21 protein-coding genes are annotated in these 20783 nt (G+C 28.2%); 2 read left to right on the top strand and 19 right to left on the bottom strand.

The window, feature by feature from the left end:
* Window positions 1–12: 12 nt before the first annotated feature.
* The 4 genes from ACYUDJ_RS00905 to ACYUDJ_RS00890 all read right to left on the bottom strand — a co-directional run bounded on the left by ACYUDJ_RS00905 (window position 13) and on the right by ACYUDJ_RS00890 (window position 3450).
* Window positions 13–1362, bottom strand: coding sequence for an MATE family efflux transporter (locus ACYUDJ_RS00905; RefSeq protein WP_043031881.1), 1350 nt, complete (start codon window positions 1360–1362; stop codon window positions 13–15).
* Between the two features lie 176 nt (window positions 1363–1538).
* Window positions 1539–2117, bottom strand: coding sequence for a TetR/AcrR family transcriptional regulator (locus tag ACYUDJ_RS00900; RefSeq protein ID WP_043031880.1), 579 nt, complete (start codon window positions 2115–2117; stop codon window positions 1539–1541).
* 95 nt (window positions 2118–2212) lie between these two features.
* A complete protein-coding gene (locus tag ACYUDJ_RS00895) occupies window positions 2213–2686 on the bottom strand; it encodes a hypothetical protein (protein WP_043031879.1) in 474 nt (157 codons plus the stop codon).
* A 155-nt stretch (window positions 2687–2841) separates the two neighbouring features.
* Window positions 2842–3450, bottom strand: a complete 609-nt coding sequence (locus ACYUDJ_RS00890; RefSeq protein ID WP_043031878.1) for a DUF1836 domain-containing protein — start codon at window positions 3448–3450, stop codon at window positions 2842–2844.
* 384 nt (window positions 3451–3834) lie between these two features.
* Here ACYUDJ_RS00890 and trhA point away from each other — a divergent pair, with 384 nt between their 5' ends.
* Window positions 3835–4485: a PAQR family membrane homeostasis protein TrhA gene (gene trhA, locus ACYUDJ_RS00885; protein WP_043031877.1), complete on the top strand. Its 651-nt coding sequence runs from the start codon at window positions 3835–3837 to the stop codon at window positions 4483–4485.
* Window positions 4486–4702: 217 nt separating this feature from the next.
* On the opposite strand, the gene ACYUDJ_RS00880 is transcribed toward trhA, so the two are convergent.
* From ACYUDJ_RS00880 to ACYUDJ_RS00835, 10 genes are all read right to left on the bottom strand, one after another.
* Window positions 4703–6121, bottom strand: a complete 1419-nt coding sequence (locus tag ACYUDJ_RS00880; protein WP_043031876.1) for a basic amino acid/polyamine antiporter — start codon at window positions 6119–6121, stop codon at window positions 4703–4705.
* Between the two features lie 124 nt (window positions 6122–6245).
* On the bottom strand, window positions 6246–7472 hold the full coding sequence (arcA, locus tag ACYUDJ_RS00875) for an arginine deiminase (protein WP_033059271.1): 1227 nt from the start codon (window positions 7470–7472) through the stop codon (window positions 6246–6248).
* Between the two features lie 567 nt (window positions 7473–8039).
* Window positions 8040–9416, bottom strand: a complete 1377-nt coding sequence (locus ACYUDJ_RS00870) for a HAMP domain-containing sensor histidine kinase (protein WP_043031875.1) — start codon at window positions 9414–9416, stop codon at window positions 8040–8042.
* Window positions 9407–10066, bottom strand: a complete 660-nt coding sequence (locus ACYUDJ_RS00865) for a response regulator transcription factor (protein ID WP_003486312.1) — start codon at window positions 10064–10066, stop codon at window positions 9407–9409. The genes ACYUDJ_RS00870 and ACYUDJ_RS00865 overlap by 10 nt, the downstream gene beginning before the upstream one ends.
* Window positions 10067–10214: 148 nt before the next feature.
* Complete coding sequence (locus ACYUDJ_RS00860) at window positions 10215–10958, bottom strand: lantibiotic immunity ABC transporter MutG family permease subunit (protein ID WP_003486313.1); 744 nt, start codon at window positions 10956–10958, stop codon at window positions 10215–10217.
* 2 nt (window positions 10959–10960) lie between these two features.
* The gene (locus ACYUDJ_RS00855) at window positions 10961–11692 is read right to left on the bottom strand and encodes a lantibiotic immunity ABC transporter MutE/EpiE family permease subunit (RefSeq protein WP_003486315.1); all 732 of its coding nucleotides are present in this window, start codon (window positions 11690–11692) and stop codon (window positions 10961–10963) included.
* A gap of 2 nt (window positions 11693–11694) precedes the next feature.
* Window positions 11695–12402 (bottom strand): lantibiotic protection ABC transporter ATP-binding protein, encoded by a 708-nt coding sequence (locus ACYUDJ_RS00850; protein ID WP_043031874.1) that lies wholly within the window; start codon window positions 12400–12402, stop codon window positions 11695–11697.
* Between the two features lie 306 nt (window positions 12403–12708).
* Window positions 12709–13965, bottom strand: coding sequence for a YeeE/YedE family protein (locus ACYUDJ_RS00845; protein WP_043031873.1), 1257 nt, complete (start codon window positions 13963–13965; stop codon window positions 12709–12711).
* 152 nt (window positions 13966–14117) lie between these two features.
* A complete protein-coding gene (locus ACYUDJ_RS00840; protein WP_043031872.1) occupies window positions 14118–15818 on the bottom strand; it encodes an FAD-dependent oxidoreductase in 1701 nt (566 codons plus the stop codon).
* A gap of 80 nt (window positions 15819–15898) precedes the next feature.
* Window positions 15899–17149: an alanine:cation symporter family protein gene (locus ACYUDJ_RS00835; RefSeq protein ID WP_003486323.1), complete on the bottom strand. Its 1251-nt coding sequence runs from the start codon at window positions 17147–17149 to the stop codon at window positions 15899–15901.
* A gap of 265 nt (window positions 17150–17414) precedes the next feature.
* Between ACYUDJ_RS00835 and ACYUDJ_RS00830 the strand changes: the two genes are divergently transcribed.
* Complete coding sequence (locus tag ACYUDJ_RS00830; protein WP_003486325.1) at window positions 17415–18305, top strand: LysR family transcriptional regulator; 891 nt, start codon at window positions 17415–17417, stop codon at window positions 18303–18305.
* A gap of 30 nt (window positions 18306–18335) precedes the next feature.
* On the opposite strand, the gene ACYUDJ_RS00825 is transcribed toward ACYUDJ_RS00830, so the two are convergent.
* The 5 genes from ACYUDJ_RS00825 to hisI all read right to left on the bottom strand — a co-directional run bounded on the left by ACYUDJ_RS00825 (window position 18336) and on the right by hisI (window position 20733).
* Entirely contained in the window at window positions 18336–18863 is a 528-nt protein-coding gene (locus ACYUDJ_RS00825; protein ID WP_003486326.1) for a YeeE/YedE thiosulfate transporter family protein, read from the bottom strand.
* Window positions 18864–18880: 17 nt separating this feature from the next.
* Window positions 18881–19102 carry a sulfurtransferase TusA family protein gene (locus ACYUDJ_RS00820; protein WP_003360814.1) on the bottom strand — a complete coding sequence of 74 codons (222 nt, stop codon included), beginning with the start codon at window positions 19100–19102 and terminating at the stop codon, window positions 18881–18883.
* Window positions 19103–19115: 13 nt separating this feature from the next.
* Window positions 19116–19811, bottom strand: coding sequence for a YeeE/YedE thiosulfate transporter family protein (locus tag ACYUDJ_RS00815; RefSeq protein ID WP_003486329.1), 696 nt, complete (start codon window positions 19809–19811; stop codon window positions 19116–19118).
* Between the two features lie 131 nt (window positions 19812–19942).
* Window positions 19943–20275, bottom strand: coding sequence for a phosphoribosyl-ATP diphosphatase (gene hisE / locus ACYUDJ_RS00810; protein WP_043031871.1), 333 nt, complete (start codon window positions 20273–20275; stop codon window positions 19943–19945).
* Between the two features lie 125 nt (window positions 20276–20400).
* Entirely contained in the window at window positions 20401–20733 is a 333-nt protein-coding gene (gene hisI, locus ACYUDJ_RS00805) for a phosphoribosyl-AMP cyclohydrolase (protein WP_043031870.1), read from the bottom strand.
* Between the last annotated feature and the right edge of the window lie 50 nt (window positions 20734–20783).

Genomic DNA, 20783 nt, shown 5'->3' with positions numbered 1-20783 from the left:
CCTCCTACATTATTATATACCAAATTTCATATGAGTTTCTATAACTTCTTGCTTTAATAATAATCTAAAATACCAGATTCCTGCTATAGATGCTAAAATATGACTTAGCAAGACAGCAATCCAAATTCCATTTAACCCCAATACAGTTAAAGATAATAACTTTGAAAGTGGTATACGAATAATTATATAGTAAAAAATCATTAAATACATAGCTGCTCTTGGTTTTCCAAAGCCATTAACTGTTCCAAGTACGCAGTTAGTAATAGTATTACAAATATATCCAATTGATATAATTGAAAAATAAACTTTAACCAATTTTCCAACACTTTCACCAGCTCCAAATATAGATGCTAAATTTTTTGAAAAAACTACTACTATAACTGTTAATATTATTAAAAATCCACTGCCTAATAACATGCCACTATGAAGATACTCTTTTGCTTTTTTAGTATTTTTAGCACCGAAACATTGACCAGTACAAGTGGTAATTGTCATATTAAGAGCCATAGCTGGATAAAATAAAATTGTTTCCAATTTTCCTGAAATACCAAAAGCAGCTATAGGTAATATACCAAATCCGCTGACTAAAGAAGTTATAAAACTTGTACTAATTGCAGGAATGCTTTGTTGAATAATAGATGGAACTGCATTTTTTACTATTTCCTTTAAAATATTTTTATCAAATAATTTAAAATCAATTATAATTATTTTTTTCTTAATAATATATATAACCATAATCCCCATCATAATTCCTTGTGAAAATAAGGTTGCAAATGCAGCTCCTCTTATTCCCAATTTATTTATAAAAATAGGATCTAACACTAAATTGAGTAAAGTACAAAGAATAATAGAAATCATCTGCATAATTGTATTACCAAAACTACGCAATATAGCAGTAAAATATAAATACATAAATACAAAAACATATCCTAACATATATATAACAAAATAATCCTTTGCCATAGAATATATACTATATGGCGTATTTAAAAGATTTAAAATAATATTGGTACCAAATTCACAAACAATAGTTACTATTATGCTAAAAATTATTGCACCTACAAATGAGGTAGAAATCACTTTATTTATACTATTCTTTTCCTTAGCTCCAATATTTTTGGATAATAAAATTGCTATTCCATTAGTAGCTCCCATTGCAACAGAAGTAAACAAAAGGATAGGTGGCATGGATATGGTAAGAGCCGCCATGGCCTTTTCTCCTAGTAAATTTCCAATCCAAACACTATCAACTATGTTATATGCCATGTTAAATATAAAAGCTATAAGCAATGGAATTGTAATTCCAATTAATTTTTTTGTTGTATTACCTGTAGTAAAATCCTTCTCTAATTTTTTGTTCATTTAAATCCTCTTCTTTCTATAATTATTATCTTACAATGAATCAAAGTCATTGAATTTAATTCATTCATATAGTATTTTTTTACCCTAACAAAATATTGCATTACAGCAATACTTTATTAGGGACATTTTATTAAATTTCTATGTAATATAATAAATAATCTCATATTATATTTTTATCAGTCTATATCTAATATTAAATTTATAAATTTGCGAATTTTTTTAATTCTTTCATTCATGGTGATATTTTCGCAACCTAAAACACCGATTTGTCCGTACATTATAAAATTAGTGATAACCTCCACATCATCACTACTAATTTGAATTTCTCCTTTTTCAGCCAGTTTCGTTAACTCTTTACTTACAGAAGGAATTAAATTCTTTGCAATTTTTATCATAAGTTGTTCATGTAACATCTCATTACCAACCTTATGATAAAAATCATGATATTTACTATTATTTTCCTGGCTCTGCATAAGTTCAGTCATAGCATCCATGCGTTCTATTAAATTTTTTTTATCATCACAAATTACTGTTAAAAATTTTTCTGAACATTCCTTGGCATACTGCTCCATGGCAATATCAAAAAGTTCTTGTTTAGATTTAAAGTAACGGTAACATAAACCCTGAACTACATTTATCTCCTTTGCTATATCTGCCATAGAAGTTGCTTCGTAGCCTTTCATATAAAACAACTTCATTGCTGCCTCTAATATTTCTTGCTTACGAACTTCAGGATCTTTTGAAATTCTTACCATGTTATGTAGACTCCTTTCTAATGTAAATATAGTATATAATACTAATGAACAAAAGTCAATGAATATTATTCATTGACTTTTGTTTATCTAAAATTTTATCTTGCTAAATTTCCCTTTATACTTCCATAAAAAACCTTATCAACTTTTTCATCTATTACATTTCCCACATAAACATTATCTTCTCCATCTACCCCTAAAACACATAAATTATCCGTTCCTGGTATGCTTAATGAATTTTCTCTTTCACTAATTCTCACATTTCCATAACGTAGATCCTCATATATAAAATTATCATCCCTATTTAATGAATCTATTTTCCCTATTTTAGAATATGATTTGTATTTTTCTATTTGTGACATTATATTAAGTCTATAAATATCACTTCTATTATTATTTATTTCCACCTTTACATATTCCGCTCCATTAAGGGTTGATATTGCATGATCTTTAACTTCATATTCTGAACTTTTAAGTGAAATTTTTACTTCCTTATAATGATTATCTGCTACTTTTTCTTCTACCTTTTCTATTTTACACTGCCCTTTAGTGGCTAAATAATATTTATCCACATAAAAAAGCCCTGCAAGTTCAAAAGTTAAAGGTAATCAGCTATAGCTAACTCATCTTCTATTATAAGAATCTTTTTTATCATAGATAACCCTCTCTCCCTATCTATAACTTAAAATAAAGAGACCTTATGTTTTAGTCTCTTTATAATTTATCTCTATTTTAACAATAATTTATTGTCTTTTAAAAAGTTATCTATTAATTTCTCCGCCATTCTCTTTTCCATATTAGCTTTACTAATTAAAGTAAATATTAATAAAATTAACTCTTTTAATTGTACATCTTCTCCCTCTAATTTTTCAGATTTCTCCTTTATTATGTCCCTTAACTTTTTAAACTCTTCATGAAAGCTTTCTAACTGAATTTCCTTTATATTTAAAAAAGTTCCATATAAGTCTTCCACTGAAGGAAATCTATTATCTTCCTTATGTATACTTTCCATAATTGGTGTAAGTATTGTTTCAATATCTAAAAGAGATAAGCTTTGTTTTAGATTATAAATTATTTCTAATAAAATTATCTGCTCTTTATTATATTTTTTGCCCTTTACAGCTGGGAAAAATTTTCCTTTAGCATAATTATTGACCATAGTTTTGGTCATAATTTTATCATTTTCATCTCTTTTTAATGACTTTAGCTTCATATCAAACAGTGTTGTTACTTGATCCATATATAAATCTATATCTGGAATATCTGAAAGTCTAATATCATTAAATTCTGTAATATTTGAAAGAATGATTTCCAAATTTTCTTCATTATATTCCATAAAATCACCTCATTACAATTATATAGTATTAACTACTACAAATCTATATATTCTACTCTAATATATAGTAACTAAAACCTATATCTATAGTTTATTTCACTATTTTTATATTTTAATTATTAATATAATCTTTAATTAAAAACTATATGCCTCATTAAGTAATCTTTGATTTTATATGAAATATCTTAGATAAAATACTAATTTACTACAAATTTCTTTCACAAAGTAGACAGTAATTATTAGAAGAAATAATGATTAAATAAAAATATTTTAAATTAACATCTTGAAAAATTTTATATTTAGTATTAAAATAACAATAAGATAATACATAGTTTTGAAAACTACGTATTATTATATCAATACATTTTAGAGAGGATGGTTTTTATGTTTAAAAAGTTTAGAGATCCAGTAAGTGGTTTAACTCATTTGTTTGGAGCTATCATGTCTATAGTAGGGCTTATAGTATTAGTCAATTCCTCAATATTTCAAAATAGTCCTTTGCATATTACAGTTTTTGCAATTTTTGGGGCAAGTTTAATATTATTATATAGTGCTAGCTCTATATATCATTTGGTAACAACTTCAGAAAAATCCATTAGAATATTAAGGAGAATAGACCATTCAATGATTTACGTTTTAATTGCAGGTAGTTATACTCCTATTTGTTTATTGGCCTTAAAAGGAACCTTTGGATTAACCATGTTAGCTATTATTTGGGCTTTAGCTATTATTGGGATACTAGTTAAAAATTTTTGGTTTTCTGCTCCAAGGTGGATATCTACTGGTTTTTATTTAATTATGGGCTGGCTTATAGTTATTGCAATATTTCCATTATCTAAAACTCTTTCCTCTGGTGGCCTATTTTGGTTAATAAGTGGTGGAATTGCCTATTCTATAGGTGCAGTAATTTATGGTACAAAACGACCTAAAATCGCTAGTAAATATCTTAATTTTCATGATATTTTTCATATATTTGTGCTTATGGGTAGCTTATGTCATTTTATACTTATGTCAAATTACATAATGTATATGTAAAAAAAGGATAACCAGCAAGGCTATCCTTTTCTCATTTATATCTTTCTCTTTATAATAAAAAATCACCCCCTTAAGTAAATTTTAACCATTTTAGTAATGGGATTTACTTAAAGAGGTGATTTTAATCATAGGTCACATATAACCTATTTAGCATAAAAACAGTTTTAATTTTTATATTTTACTTTATATAAAATATATTACACTATTTATCTAAATATTATAGTGATATTTTTCCTATTGCTAGTAAAACTATCATAGCTACTCCTACAAATACAACTACAGCTGTACCGATCTTCTCCATTGATGTATACTTTTGTTTCTTTTCCTTCTTGGCTTTATTGAAAACTATTGCTCCAGAGGCATACATTATAAATGCAAGAGCAAAGTATTTTATTCCACCTGCATATATACCATATATTGTATATACAGAAGCTAAAATTGCTATTATTTTATTTTTTCCACTTATCTTTTCTTCATTACACACCTTTATAGCATATAATGCTGATAAAGTATAAGGAATTAACATACAAGTAGTTGCTATGGCAAATACTAAACTATAAGCTGATTGTAATTTATCTGAAAGTAATGCGCATAAAAATACTTGTGTTATAATATTTGTAAATCTTAATGAATTTATTGGAACTCCTGCAGTATTCTCTTTAGCAAACCATTTTGGCATAACTCCATCTTTAGCTGCTACATATGGTATTTCTGCTGCAAGCATTACCCAACTTATTAATGCTCCAAACAATGATATTATAAGACCTAATTTAACTATTATAGCTCCTGCTCCTCCAAAAACTGTTTTGGATAAAACCTCTGCTAGAGGAGTTCCTGATGCTACAAGTTCCTTAGCTGGAATAATCCCCATTGCAAGTAAGGATATTGAAACATAAATAAGTAATGTAATTAACAAACTAATTACTGTCGCTTTTCCAACTATAGCCTGTGATTCTGCTTTTTCTGAAAGAACTACAGATGCTTCTACACCTATAAAGCACCAAATTATAGTTCCCATAGCACCATTAACCTGTTTAAATGTAGATGTTGCTTCTCCAGAACTTGCAAGTACTGTGCTCCAGTTTGAAACCGTAAATAATTCTGGCTTAAATATGAATATACCTAGTATAACAACTAATGTTAATGGTAATAACTTACCTATAGTTACAACTGCATTTATGATTCCTGCATTTTTTGTTCCCTTTGTTTGAATATAATGCACAGCCCATAATAATAAGGATGCTGCTACAAAAGACACTATTGGCTTTAATTCACGGCCTGGTCCTAATAAACTGTTTATAGTTTTAAACATTAAAACTATAAAAGCAATATTTCCAAGCCAAGCAGAAAGCCAATATCCCCAAGCTGAGTTAAAACCCATAAAGTCTCCAAATCCATCCTGTGCATAGGAATAAATTCCACCTTTTAAATCTGGCTTCTTATTGGCAAGAAATTGGAATACTAGTGCTAAACATATAATTCCAAATCCACCTATTATCCAAGCAATTAGAGCTGCTTGTGGATTAGCTTTTGTTATTAAGTCTGTGGGACTATTAAAGATCCCACCACCTATCATAGAGCCTATACCAAGAGTAATCAAAAGTCCAAGACCTAATTTTTTATCTTGTGTTCCCATTTTCAAACCCCTTTTCTAAATGTATATAGATTATTATACAAAATTATATAGATTGCTATGGAAAATTATATAGATTATGTTAACATAATTATACAAATTATGTTAACATATCTAAATAATTGGGTTATCTTAAATTGTCTCTATGAAGAGGCATACTCATGCATCTTGGGCCGCCTCTTCCTCTTGAAAGCTCTGCACTTGGCATAGTAAGAACATTAATGCCCCTCTTAGTTAAAAGTTCATTTGATACATAGTTTCTTTCATAAGTTACAACAGTTCCTGGAGCTATTGCAAGTGTATTTGAACCATCATTCCATTGCTCTCTTCCTGCTATTATAAAGTCTCCACCACCACATTGAATTAACTCAACAGATGGAATTTCAAGAGCTGAAGCTAATATTTTTTCTAATGGATCTGTATGATGTTTAAATCTTAATGTTCCATTTTGACCCTTAGTAACTTCATAAACGCTAAGTGGACCTTGTATTTGTGGATGAATTGTAAATTTATCATAATCAACCATTGTAAATACTGTATCAAGATGCATAAATGCTCTACAGTTTGGTATATCAAATACAAGAACCTTTTCAAAACTTTCATTTTTAGCAAATAAGCCTTTAGCTACTATCTCAATGGCTTCAGCTGATGTTCTATCACTGCATCCAATAGCCACAACCTTGTCTGAAAGGATAAGCTCGTCTCCACCTTCTATTGAATAAGGTAGCGTTCTATTATACCATAAGCTAGTTTCGCCATTAGCAAAGTTTTTGTGATATTTATGAATGTATGTTAAAAATAATGTTTCTCTTCTTCTTGCTTCTGTTTTCATTGTATTAATTGTCATTCCAGATCCCATTGAAGCTGCTGGGTCTCTTGTGAAATAAAGGTTTGGCATTGGATCAAGGTAGAATGGATAGCTATCTTGCATTAACTCTATTAATGAAGTAGCTTCCTTAACTTCAATAGCTTCCTTTCTAACTCCAGCCATTAATGTATCAACCATTTCTCTTGTTGGCATTTTAAGAAGATATTCCATTAAAGCTTCTCTTATTACTTGTGATGTTATCTTACTTTCTGTTAAAAACTCTTCTAAAAACTCTTTCTTTATTTTGTCATCTTCTAAAGTTTCTGCTGTAAGTTCTTCTAAGTAGAAAACTTCAGTTCCATTTTCTCTTAGAATTTGTGCAAATCTATCATGCTCTTCCCTTGCAACTTTTAAAAAAGGTATATCATCAAATAGTAACCTCTCAAGATATTCAGGAACTAGATTTTCAATTTCTGCTCCTGGTCTGTGAAGCATAACTTTATTAAGCTTTCCTATCTCGGAAGTTACATTAATAAAAGAACTCATATTTTTTTCCTCCTCTTGTGTACTCATGTACTAGTTATTTATTTAACATTTGTTATTCATTATACATACAATGCATAATTAATTCAAATTGATATTTCTAGTCAAAAATATGAATAATTAACTGTATTTTTACATTTTTCTTCAATTTTTATATGTTTTTCTTAGATTTTAGACGGTTTTTACGGGGTTTTAAAAATATTCTGTATATTATTCATGCAATCTATATTTTTAAAAATGTATATGCCATGTATAATTATTCATTTTTTTATGTGTTTTATGCTGTATATAAGTTTTTTTTATGATTTATAGTATATATATATTTATTTATGCATATTTGTATCGTTTACTTTTTTTATTTATTCATTTAATTATTCATACATATAGAATAATTAAACAAATTATTTTTTATATATTTTTCTTAATTTTTTTAAATTTTATTGTTTTTCAAATTAAAATCACTAAAAATTAATCAAAATCTTAATTAATTTCTAGTGATCTATTTTTAAAATATTTATTTTTACGCCATTCTTGCTTAAAAGTAATTATTCTAAATAAACTTTAGCAAACCTAAAAGTCATTTAATAAAGGTATTTTAATTATTACCTTTCCTCCTCCTTGATGTGAATTTTCAATAGTTAAAATTCCATTATGTTGTTTTACAATAGAATCTGCAATATAAAGCCCCATACCCCAATGTGTTTTTGATGTTCTACTTGAATCTCCCATATAAAATTGTTTCTTAGCAGCTTTTAAATCCTCATTAGAAAATCCTTTACCACTATCAATAACTGAAAATTCAACAGAGTCACTTTTACCTTCAACATAAAAATATAAATTACTATTACAGGATGAATAGTCCACTGCATTAGAAATTATATTTATTATAGCTCTATGCATAGCTTCTTTATTTATGATTATATTTTCTGGTATATCTTTTTGTTGGAAATTAATATGTAGTTCCTTTGGGCCCGCAAGAGCAATTAGTTGATTATAAATGTCATAGACAAATTCCTTTGTGTTAGTTTTCTGCAATTTTTCTAAAAACTCTAATTTCCCTTTTGACATATCAATAAGCAGTTTTATATACTTTTCAATCTGTATTGAATTCTTTTCTATAAACCCAATATATTCTTTCTGTTCATTATTAAGATAAGAGTCTTTTAAAAGTTCAGTATTCCCTTTAATAATAGTTAAAGGAGTTTTGATATCATGGGCTAAAGAAGATATCTGATCTTTTTTAGTCTTCTCTAAATTCCACTGCTCTTTTAAAGACTCTTTTAGTTCCTCTTTCATATCAGAGATAGAACATAATACATCATTAAATTCCTTTATAGGAGAATTTTCAATTTCAAAATCTAAATCCTGTTCTTTTATTTTTTCAGTAGCCTTCATTAAAGGAATTAAATTATTTTTTAAATTTTTTGCAAAAACTATAGAAATAATAAAAGCTCCAATTAAACATCCTAAAATAAGAATTGTAATTAATAAAAATTCTGGATTAGGAAAATGTTCATTCATCCATTCTGAAGAATAGCTCATTTTAATATAATATTGCAATACACAAAATCCATCTTTTCTTTCAATAAAATAATAACTTTTCTTATCTCCATTTTTTCTACTAATACCTTTAGCATATAAAGTTGCTTGTTTTAAATCTTCCTCTTTAAGATCTGTTGTAATAACCTTAAATTCTTTATCAAATACAGCAAATTTACATCCATTAGGAATCATATCTTCTGTAATCTTTTCTGCAGATTGGAGTATAGGCTTTGCTCGTCTTGCTAAATCTTCACTATAATTAGCACTATTAAAAAAATTCATTTGCATCCCTAAGCTTGCAATAATTATTTCAATTATTATTGCTGCAAAAAAAGCAAGAGCTAATGCTAATAGATACCTAAGAAAAACAGTTTTTAATGTGGCCTGTTTTTTATTTATACCCATTTGTACCCAATTCCCCAAACAGTTTCTATTGGTGACATATCAAAAACTTTTAACTTAGCTCTAATATTTTTAATATGCTCTGTAATAGCAGAACTATCGCTTTCTCCATCATAACCATAAACCGCTTCATATATCTGTTCTTTAGAAAACACCTGCCCTGAATTTCTTGCGAGGTATTCACATATAGCATACTCTCCCTTTGTGAATGGAACCTTTACATCACCTATTTTAATTTCCTTACTGGATAAATTAAATATAATATCTGAAGCTACAAAAATATGTCGTTTTTCACGATGCTCTCTGCGAAGATGAGCATTTACTCTAGCCTTTAATTCTCCTACTCCAAAAGGTTTTGTTATATAATCATCCCCACCAATTCCTAATCCAAACATAATGTCACTTTCCATAGTTTTTGCCGTTAAAAAAAGAATTGGACAGTCTACCATCCCTCTAATTTCCTTACACAAAGTAAATCCATCAATATCAGGCATCATTACATCCAATAAAATCAAATCAAATTTTACAAAATCATTTAATGGAATATCTTTTGCTTCCTTTACTGTAGTTACTAAATGATTGTCTTTGGAAAGAACATTTTTAATAAGAATTAAAATATCTTCCTCATCATCAATTGCAAGTATTTTTGACATAATATCCTCCTGCCTTTATGATATTTTTCATTTTTAATTATAAACTCTATGAGAAAAAAATACAGCCTGTTATTAATAATATATGCTGTATTTTTTAAGTCTTTATTTAATTTATAATTCTTCAAATTTAATATCTTATCCTTTTTCTTTATTCATAAGATTTTCTACCTTCCCAATACTTAAACCATAAAAAACTACCTATTAAAGCAATACAAACTTCAAGTATCATAATAAAAAATCCCCTTCCCACTTCTCTAGAAACAATATTATAATTTGAGGGATCTATTATTTTTAACATAGTATAGTCACAAAATCTAACTCCAAAGGCCCAAGGTGTCCACTGCCATACTCTGTCTCCTAAACCTGTAATCATTAGTGCTGAAAGTAAGGTTCCAACAATTCCCAAGCCTATGGAAGCTCCTCTCCCCAATTTAAGGGTTACTAATACATGTAAAATATAAATAAGAATATTTGCTACAAATAAAACAATTGCTTCCTGTACATAAAACATAGCATCCATCTTTTTAAAACCAAGTGCAAAAACTCCTATAGCAATTATTAGAGAAAAAATTCCTAATAAAAGTAATAAAATCAATTTACTTAGATAGGTAACACTCTTGCACTTTGTGCTACTTAAAAGCATTTGAAAATTTCCTGCTCTCTCCTCTTGTTCTATAACCATGCCACTCATTAAACCTATTAATAATGGAAATACTATTGCCACTGTCTCTAAGTACCCACAGATTGAATCTATATTCCCTTTAGAACCAAAAGAATAATAAAGTAAAAATAAAAACGAACCTAAAAATGGAATAAAAACATGTAGCCATAAAATAGGAGTACGTTTTAGTTTGTAAAAATCCGATTTTATACACCTAAATAAACTGATCATACTTAAGCTACCTCCTGATTCTTAAAACAATTGGTTGTAATAAACATAAGGATAATAAATAATAAAATAGACATACCAATTCCTATAGGAATAACATTAGGGTTTAATAATGGATCTCCTGGTTCTGCAAATAGTCCACTTGGTAATATTCCTAGTGTTGGACACATTAATCGAGTTGTCCATGTGTAAGGACATAACCACCATAAAGACTTAGACACCATACTTATACTAAAAATCACTCCTGCTCCAACATTTATTAGTATAACTCCAAAAGCTCCAAGCTTTTTTGATAAGAATAAACATAAAGGAATCTGCCATAAAGATGTTATAACCATAATAATAGTAGCCATTACAGTATTTAAAACTGGAATATTGTGAGCCCCACTAAAAAATACTCCAACTAAATTAATACCAATTAATAAAACCATACAAGCAATAAATAAATTCATAGAAATCATAATATTTTTAGCAATCCAGGTCTTTCTTAAATCAATAGGTAAAGAAAATACAGCTCTATAATTTAATTTTTTTTCCTCCTTTTGATGTACAAAGTAACAACTCAAAGCAATAAATCCCGGCAAAATTAATAGATACCACCAATTAAATGCACAAGCTTGATACCACAATGGTGATAAAAATGCAAGTAGCAAAACAGTAATTGGAGCTATATAAGTGTTCTTTTTCCCAAAGGTTCTTTTACATTTAAGCTTTTCAGCTTTTATATAATTTAACATTTTTATGTCCTCCTTTTCTTGTTCTTTTTTACCACTTCTGTGAAAAGTGTTTCTAAATTCTCTGAAGGATTAATTTTTGCTTCATATCCTAAGATCCCATTACTTATAATTCCAATGTGGTCTGCAATAAGCTGAACCTCCGCTAAAATATGGCTGGATAAAATAACTGTTATTCCTTGTTTTGGAAATGATCGAATTAATTCACGTAGTTCTTGAATACCAATAGGATCAAGACCATTTGTTGGTTCATCTAATATCAATAGTTTAGGATTGTTAAGTAGAGCAATGGCAATTCCTAAACGTTGTTTCATACCCATCGAAAACTTACCAGCAGTTTTTTTACCTGTATTGGTTAAATCAACAATTTTTAATACTTCATCAATTCGTGAGTCTTTTAATCCTAAAAGAGTAGTACGAACTTTTAAATTTTCCCTTGCAGTTAAATTTTCATAAAGGGGTGGAGCTTCAATAAGAGCACCAATACTCACTAAATCCTTCCTAGTCCAATGATGATTATGAAATATAATCTGTCCAGATGTAGGCCGCAACATTCCTGTTAGCATTTTTAACATAGTAGATTTTCCTGCCCCATTAGGCCCTAATAATCCGTACACAGAATTCTCTCTCACTGTAATTGAAATATTGTTTACTGCATGCTGACCTTTAAAAACTTTACAAATATCTTTTGTTTGTAAAATATATTTTTCCATATTAATCATCCTCTCCTTCTGTTCAATATTTACTCTAAACTACAATTATAAGGATTTTATAAGGATTTCAGAAAATACTTATTCTGCTTCTATAACCATTACTAAAATAAATTAATATAACTGTAAATTACAAATTAATATGAACATTTAAAGTATAAAACAATTTTATTTTCTAAAATTAAAATCACTAAAAACCAACTTAGTTTATAGTCGATTTTTAGTGATTTCTTTTATAATATTCATATTATCAAGAGAATACTAATGAGTATGAATTTGTTTTAGAATTTTTATATATTTTGAATTTCATTATGAATTAATATTGAATTTTTTAATTAAATTAACTCCTATTATACCTCCTAAAGTTAATGAAGGTAAGAATACCCAACCAGATAAAGACATACTAGATATAGCAGCATATAAAGCTCCAATATTACAACCTGAAGCTAATCTTGCTCCATATCCCATAAATATACCTCCTAAGGCATAAAAAATTATATCTCTTAATTTAAAACCTCTCTTAAAAGAAAAATGTCCTGCTAAAAGCGGAGATATTAAAGCTCCTATTATTATTCCTAAGTTTCTCATAGAACCTGGATCATTAATAAAACCAGCATTTATAGTTTTCATCTTATCTGCAAAATATGGCCAATTAGAAACATCTACTATTCCTAAAGATTGGTAAAGCCAAGCTCCCCACTCTACAAATGTAGAAGTAACTCCCCAATTTTTGGCTGTAGTTAACAATATTACTTCAAACATTATCATTAGTAAAACTGCTCCTGTATAAAAAGACCATCTTTTCACAAAAAATTTATGATAAGTTTCCTTACTAAAAAATTTATATTCATTAGTCTCTGGCAATTCCTGTTGCCAGCTATCATATTCTAAAGGTATATATGTGTTTTCTCTTTTTCTCTTATTTTCATATTTCTTAGTAAATATATAAATTCCTAAAAATCCTAATAAAGAAACTAAAATAGCTCCCATATATCCAAAAACATCTGGCAAATAAACACTCTTATTCCAAGTATAAACAGGAGTACTTTTCCACCATGGCATATCATGTGCTCCCCATAGAGAACCTGTTATAAAGAATAATAATACTATAAGAGCTCTAGCTTCCCCTTCACCGGCATCTGTTAAAGTACCTGAAGCACATCCTCCACCTAGCATCATACCAATTCCAAAAAGTATTCCCCCAAATACTGTAGCTAAATTTACAGGATATACACTTTGAGTTCCAGGTATTATTTTAACTCCCTCTGAAGCTCTATAAGCTACTTCAGCTCCACTAACATGGGCTCCATAATGAATAGCCGCTGTAACTATTAATGAAATAGAAAAAAGAAAAAGTAGTGCTTTAGTAAGACTTGATTCTCCTGTAACATATAGTTTTCTTATACCTCCTGCAAAACCAAATCTTGATCTTTGCATTAAATAACCTATGGCAAGGCCACTTATTAAAAACAATCCTAGCTTATAATTTCTATTGGACTGTACTATAGCAAATATGATCATTAATATTGAAATTATAAATCCTGAGAATATCTGTTTTTTATTCATAAAATCATTCCCTCCATCCATGTTAATTTAATCCATTGTTATAACTAATAGGCTAGTTAAGAATTGCTATGGTTCAATTGAAATAAAAGATCCCTTTGAACCATAGAATCCTTATAGTTATTTAAATAAGCTAAATTACTCAATTTCTAATTTTATAAAAAGTTATAATCTGTAAGAATTTTTTCTCTTTCAGTAGTTATGTCATCAAAGTATTCATAAAAAGAAATTCCTAAAAATCCACCAGAAACGTTATAAATATTTTCATAACCTAAATTTTTAAGAGCCTTTAATGCATTATAACTTCTTTGAGCACTTCTACAGTGTAAATACACAGGCTCATCTTTAGGTATTTCATTTATTCTATCTCTTAACTCACTAAGAGGTATATTTTTTGCATCAATAATATGACTTAATTCATATTCATGTTTTTCTCTTACATCTATGATTAAAGCTTTTTCTCTTACGATATTTCTTATATCTTTTTCTCTAACTTGTCTAAATTCATCCTGTAATAAATTACATGCTACATAGCCTGCAAAATTCACTACATCTTTAGCAGTTCCAAAAGGTGGTGCATAGCATAGTTCTAAGTCTCTTAGATCATCTACAGTAGCTCCAAATTTAATTGCTGTAGCAATTACATCTATTCTCTTATCCACGTTTCCTTTACCAATGGCTTGTGCTCCTAATACTTTCCCTGTAGGAATTTCGAAAATCAATTTAAAATGTAGAGGCTCACAATCTGGCATTAATCCTACTTTATCTCCCGGTATTACCTTAGCCACCTCATATTTTATGTCTAATTTCAATGCTTCTATCATTTCTTCATTAAGTCCTGTGGCTGCCGCATTATAATCAAAACATTTAATTACTGAACTTCCTATAAAGCCTGTATTCCTAACAACTCTTCCATGAATATGATCTGCCACCTGTCTTGCTTCTTTTTGAGCAGGTCCTGCTAAAGGTAGTTTAGTAGTTTTTCTAGCTAGGGCATGATAAACTTCAATAGCATCTCCTACTGCATATATATCCTTATCGCTAGTTCTATAGTTTTGATCTACTTTTATAGCTCCAGTTTCTCCAATTTCTAATTCTGATGCCTTTGCAAGTCTTGTATCTGGAGCTACACCTATGGCCATAACTACAGCCTCAGCCTGTACTTTTCTTCCAGATTCTAAAACTACTGTATCTTTTTCAAAAGCACTAACCTTATCTTTTACAATTAAATTCACACCATTATCATAAAATTCTTTGTGTAAAATTTGTGCCATATCATAATCAAAGGGTTTCATAATATGAGGCATAGCTTCAATTAAAGTAACATTGTTTCCTGCTTCTTTTAAATTTTCAGCAACTTCAACCCCTATAAAACCTCCTCCAATAACAGATATATTTTCAACTTTTTTATTTTTTAATTTTTCACTTAATCTTTCTATATCCATTACATTTCTTACTGTAAATATATTTACATTTTCAATCCCTTTAATTTTTGGAACTATTGGTGTCGCTCCTGGTGATAAGATCAATTTATCATAATTTTCAGAATATTCTTCTCCTGTTAATGTATTTTTAACTGTAACTTCTTTTTTATCTCTATTAATTGTTATAACTTCATTATTTACTCTAGCCTCTATATTGTATTGAGCTTTAAATTGCTCTGGAGTCATAAGTACTAAACTATTGGAATCCTCTACAACTCCACTCAAATGATAAGGTAAGCTACAATTTGAAAAGGATACATATGGATCTTTTTCAAACATTATTATTTGATCTTTTTCACTAAGTCTTCTAAGTCTAGCTGCGGTAGATGCACCACCAGCAACTCCTCCTATTATTAAATATTTTTTGCTCATAATTTATACCTCCATTAAAATATACTCTACAAGGTATTAAGCCCCTTATAATGGCTGTATTTATAAATAAAACTTATTGATCACTTAATTTTATAATTTTGTATATCCTTATATACAAATATACAAAGAGCAGTTATATTTATTGTTGCTACAATGAACATCAATAAGTCCACTGCATCAAAAATCATATCAAAATTTGATACACTTAATAGCCCCGAAGCTGTTACTAAGCATATATAAAATACTATCCTCTTATTTTCATTAAAATAAATAATTGTATTAATAAAATGATACGAACTTAAAACTGTAGTAAAACCACAGGTTAAAAAAAACATAATTATTATACTTTGTCCTAAAAAACCCGTAACTCCATAAGCGCTGTTTAAATAACTAGCAATTCTATCTAATCCATCTCCTGATAAAACTACCCCGTTAAGATTATATCTTCCATAAGTAAATACATAGGACGTTATTATAATTGCATTACATATAGTAATAATAGTTGCAATGGTCTGAATCATAGCCTCTCTCCTGGGAGAATTCATCATATCTGAACTAGCTAAAGCACTGGTTCCTAATCCTGTTTCACTTACTTGGATAATCCTTTGAAATCCCACAATAAGTCCTATAGGAATACCTGTAGCTGCAGTCTTAAAGGTTAAGAAATCTCTCCAAATTATAGATAAATACTCTGGTATAAAACTCCTTGTTATAAATAAAAATACTAAAAAGAATCCTGCATATAAAATAATTAATAAAGAAACAAGAGAACCTAATACATTAATAAAAAGTTTATAGCTTTTGGTTAAAACTATAGAAGATACTATAAATATAATTGGTATAACTATAAAAATTAATCTACCCTTAGTCGTAAAGTTATAGTTGAAATTTTGTTTAGCAAAAATTTTAACTACACTTTGAACTCCTGTCATTTGAAAACCTGTAAATCCAAAAGAATATAATATAACTAAAGATACTGCATAAACAGCTGCAACTTTTTTATTAATATATCGTTCTATAAAATTCCTTGGAGTTTTATTTATTACTTGAGTAAAAAAAACCTCTGAATAAGTTAATGGAATGAGTAAAATCATGCCAATAATAACCCAAAGTACTACGGCCTCTCCACCTATACCATTTTGGGAAGTCTTCCACATGGCAGCCAATACTCCTATTACAGCTCCTGTACCAATCTTTGAAGATAATGAAATTGAAAGGGCATTTTTCACTTTATTAAACTCTATCTTACTAGGATCTTTTTTGCTTATTACATTAAAAAAATTTTTTCTTTTATAATTTACATATAAAGCTGCTATTATTATAAAAGGCAAAAAAATGTTCCATAAATTTGTACTTAAAAAATTTACTGCTTCTCCAAATATGTTGATTATACTTATCCCCTCTCTTTCCTATTTATTTTTATACAAATGTAGATTATAATGAAAATAATAAAGTGTGTTTGTTAATTTTCTCTCAATCCCTATTTTTATTATAATATCATTGCACCCTATTTTATAATAAGTAAGTGTTATACTGCATAACAGTTACTTATATATCAGTTATCTAAAATTATTAATTCTAAGGATGTGAACATATATGAATTTTGAATATCTCCAATCTTTTTATATAACTGTAAAATATAACAGCATATCAAAGGCAGCTGAAGCTCTGCACCTTACCCAACCAGGGCTTAGTATGCAACTTAAAAATCTTGAAAAAGAAATTGGAGCAGATCTATTAATAAGAAGTAATAAGGGAGTGAAACCTACAGAGGAAGGTAAAATTATATACAATTATGCGGATACTATTCTATCTATGAAAGACAATATAGAAAGGGATATTAAAAATATAAAAAAGACTAGACCTAGATTAATCATAAGCTCTTGTAAAAGTGTGGGTGAATATGCACTACCTTGCAGCATATACATTTTTAAAAAGTTTAATAAAGAAGTGGACATAGATATGGAAATATTAAATTCTACCGAGGTTATGGAAAAATTATGTGATCACTCTAGTAATATTGGAATTATTCAAGATCTGCCTAAGGATAAAAGTATAGATGCAAAACTTATAACCTCAGATGAATTAATTTTGGTGGGAAATAATGGGTATAACAAAGATAGTATCACTTTAGAAGAATTAAAAAATTTACCCTTAATTTTACGAGAAAAAACATCTAATGCCACATATTTAGTAAAAAAAGCTCTTTCTGAAAAAGGAATTAGTATAGATGACCTAAACATTGTATATAATCTTAACTCTCCAGAAGCTATTAAGTCTTCCATATGTGCCGGAAAAGGCTTTGCTTTCTTACCTAAACTAACGGTGAAAAAAGAGTTAAAAAAAGAAAGTATTAAGCATATAAATTTAGAAAATATAGATATTAAATTTAATTATTATGTAATATTTCGAAAAAATTATGTATTTACCAAATACGAAAAAATGTTTGTTGATTTTATAATATCTAGAAAAAGAGGATTCTGCTAATAAAAATTAAAGAAGTTTATATTATCTATGTTATAATATAAACTTCTTTAATATTAATGTACCTATAAAGGCTCCTAAAGTAATAAAAATCCAATATATCCAACCATGTAAAGAAAAAGATGATATACCTATTAAAAAGCTACCAATATTACATCCAGAAGCAAGCCTAGCTCCATAGCCCATGATTATACCACCTATTAAAGCAATAATTACTTGTTTTCTATTTTTGATTTTTTTTATGTTAAATTGAGAAGCAAATAAAGTTGCTATTAAAGATCCTATAATAACTGCTATATTTAAAATAGTAAATTTATTTATAACTAAGCTATGATTTAATAATATCTCCTTATATTGTACATTAAATATATTAAAAAAATCCCACTTCAATGGTTCAGCTCCCAAAAAGTCTAATACTGCTGCACCCCATAGCAAAAACCCACTAGTGACATGCCACGCAACCCCCGTTGTTGCTAAAAGAGCTACATTTAAAATACCTAGCAGTATCCCACCTATCCAATAAGGCCAGGGCTTTTTTAATCTATCCTTTATGCATTTCATATTTTATCCCCTTTTTATTATTTTTGAATATAAACTTCCCATTCACCATTATCCACTTCAATTACTTTTATTTCATAGTTATTTTGTTTTGCCCATTCTTCTGCCATAACCCCTATACAACTTTGATCTGAATGTAAAACTACAATATCTCCAGTTTTCATTTTTTTTAATTCTTGACTTGCTCTAACTAAAGGTATTGGACAGGGCTCATATAGACAATCTAAATCCTTTACTTCCATAACTGTTCCTCCATTATTTTTCCTCAAAATTTCTCTTTTCTTTAAAAGAAAGGAATTTATATATAATTATAAGTATAATTATTTGTATTGCTATTGCAATTCTTATATCAATATATTCAGGAAAATAAATAACTTTTGAGTTTTTAATAATTTTATCATACCAAAAAGAATAGTCTTTAGCTCCTAAAAGATTCCCTATTATCATTCCTATAAATACTATCCATGGAAGAGCATGTCCCTCACCTATTCTCATAAGTATTCCTGATGCACAACCACCAGCTATAACCATGCCTATACCAAAAATAAAAGCTCCTATAGCTATATGCCATCCAAAGGAAGTAACGTTTCCAGGAATATTGTCATAACTCATAATATTTCCTTTAAGATAATAATACTGTATTATTCCAAAGCCTAAAGTATTAATTATAATAGTAATTATTACTCCTCTTAAAAGTTTTGTATTATTAAACAAAAATGGGTCTCTAAAAGCCCCACATAAGCAAAATCTAGATTTTCTTAATACAAAACCAATAGCTATACCTATAAGCCAATAAAATATATTATCAGGATTCATTTTCCATAAAATAGTTCCTACTAATAAACTTATTATACATATACTTATTGCCTGTGGAATTTGATTTTTCTTTTTTACATATCCCCTGTGGTTAATGTGCCTTTTGTGAATTAGCAAATCTATATCCTTAGACATGTTATCCCCCTTATAAAAATATTAATACTTTTTTCATTTATTAACTATTTTAAATTTATAAATATACGTTTATTTTAATCTATTAATGAAAATACTTCAAATTACAATAATTATATTGAATCTTCCTATTTTTATAATCTCTCTATTGTTTTTCTTTCATTTTTTTTATTGCATATTTTTTCTCTTCTTTTTTCTAATTCTTTTTCTATACCATGTAATTTTATTTGTTTTTCTGCCATTAAAACCATTATATGATAGGTTAAATCACATATTTCTTTTATCAGTTCCTCTTTGTCTTCATTTTTAGCCGCTATAATTACCTCTGAACTCTCTTCTCCGACTTTTTTTAATATTTTATCCAATCCTTTTTCAAATAAATATCCAGTATAAGAACCTTCTATGGGCTTATCCTTTCTGTCCTCTATTATATTGAATAAATTATTTAACACATTATCTTTATTCATAATTTGCCTTTAGTGATCAAATGTTTATAAATTACATCAAACCACCAAATACTCACATCCTTCCCCTTATCCATTTTATAACATTAATTCCTACATGTAATTTTTTCTATTTATAATTAATACATTTATATTAATGTTGTATAAAAGCAACTTCTATGCCCAGTATGACATGCCGGTCCAATTTGCTCTACTTTAATTAATAGAGTATCTCCATCACAATCTATATGAATACTTTTAACATATTGAAAATGACCTGAAGTTGCTCCCTTATTCCAAAGTTCTTCTCTAGATCTGCTCCAAAACCAAGTAGTATTAGTTTCAATAGTTTTTTCTAGAGACTCTTTATTCATATATGCTAACATTAAAACTTCCCCTGAGTAAAAATCCTGAATAATAGTAGGTATAAGACCTGATCCTTTTTTAAAATCTATTTTCTTTAATATTTTCTGTAAATTCATTTTTATCCTCCATTTTAATTTATAACCACATAATCTAACATCCTTTATTT

The sequence above is a fragment of the Clostridium sp. CTA-6 genome (assembly GCF_054768115.1).
Note: the sequence above shows the minus strand (reverse complement) of the source record. Positions and strands in the feature narration are given on the sequence as shown.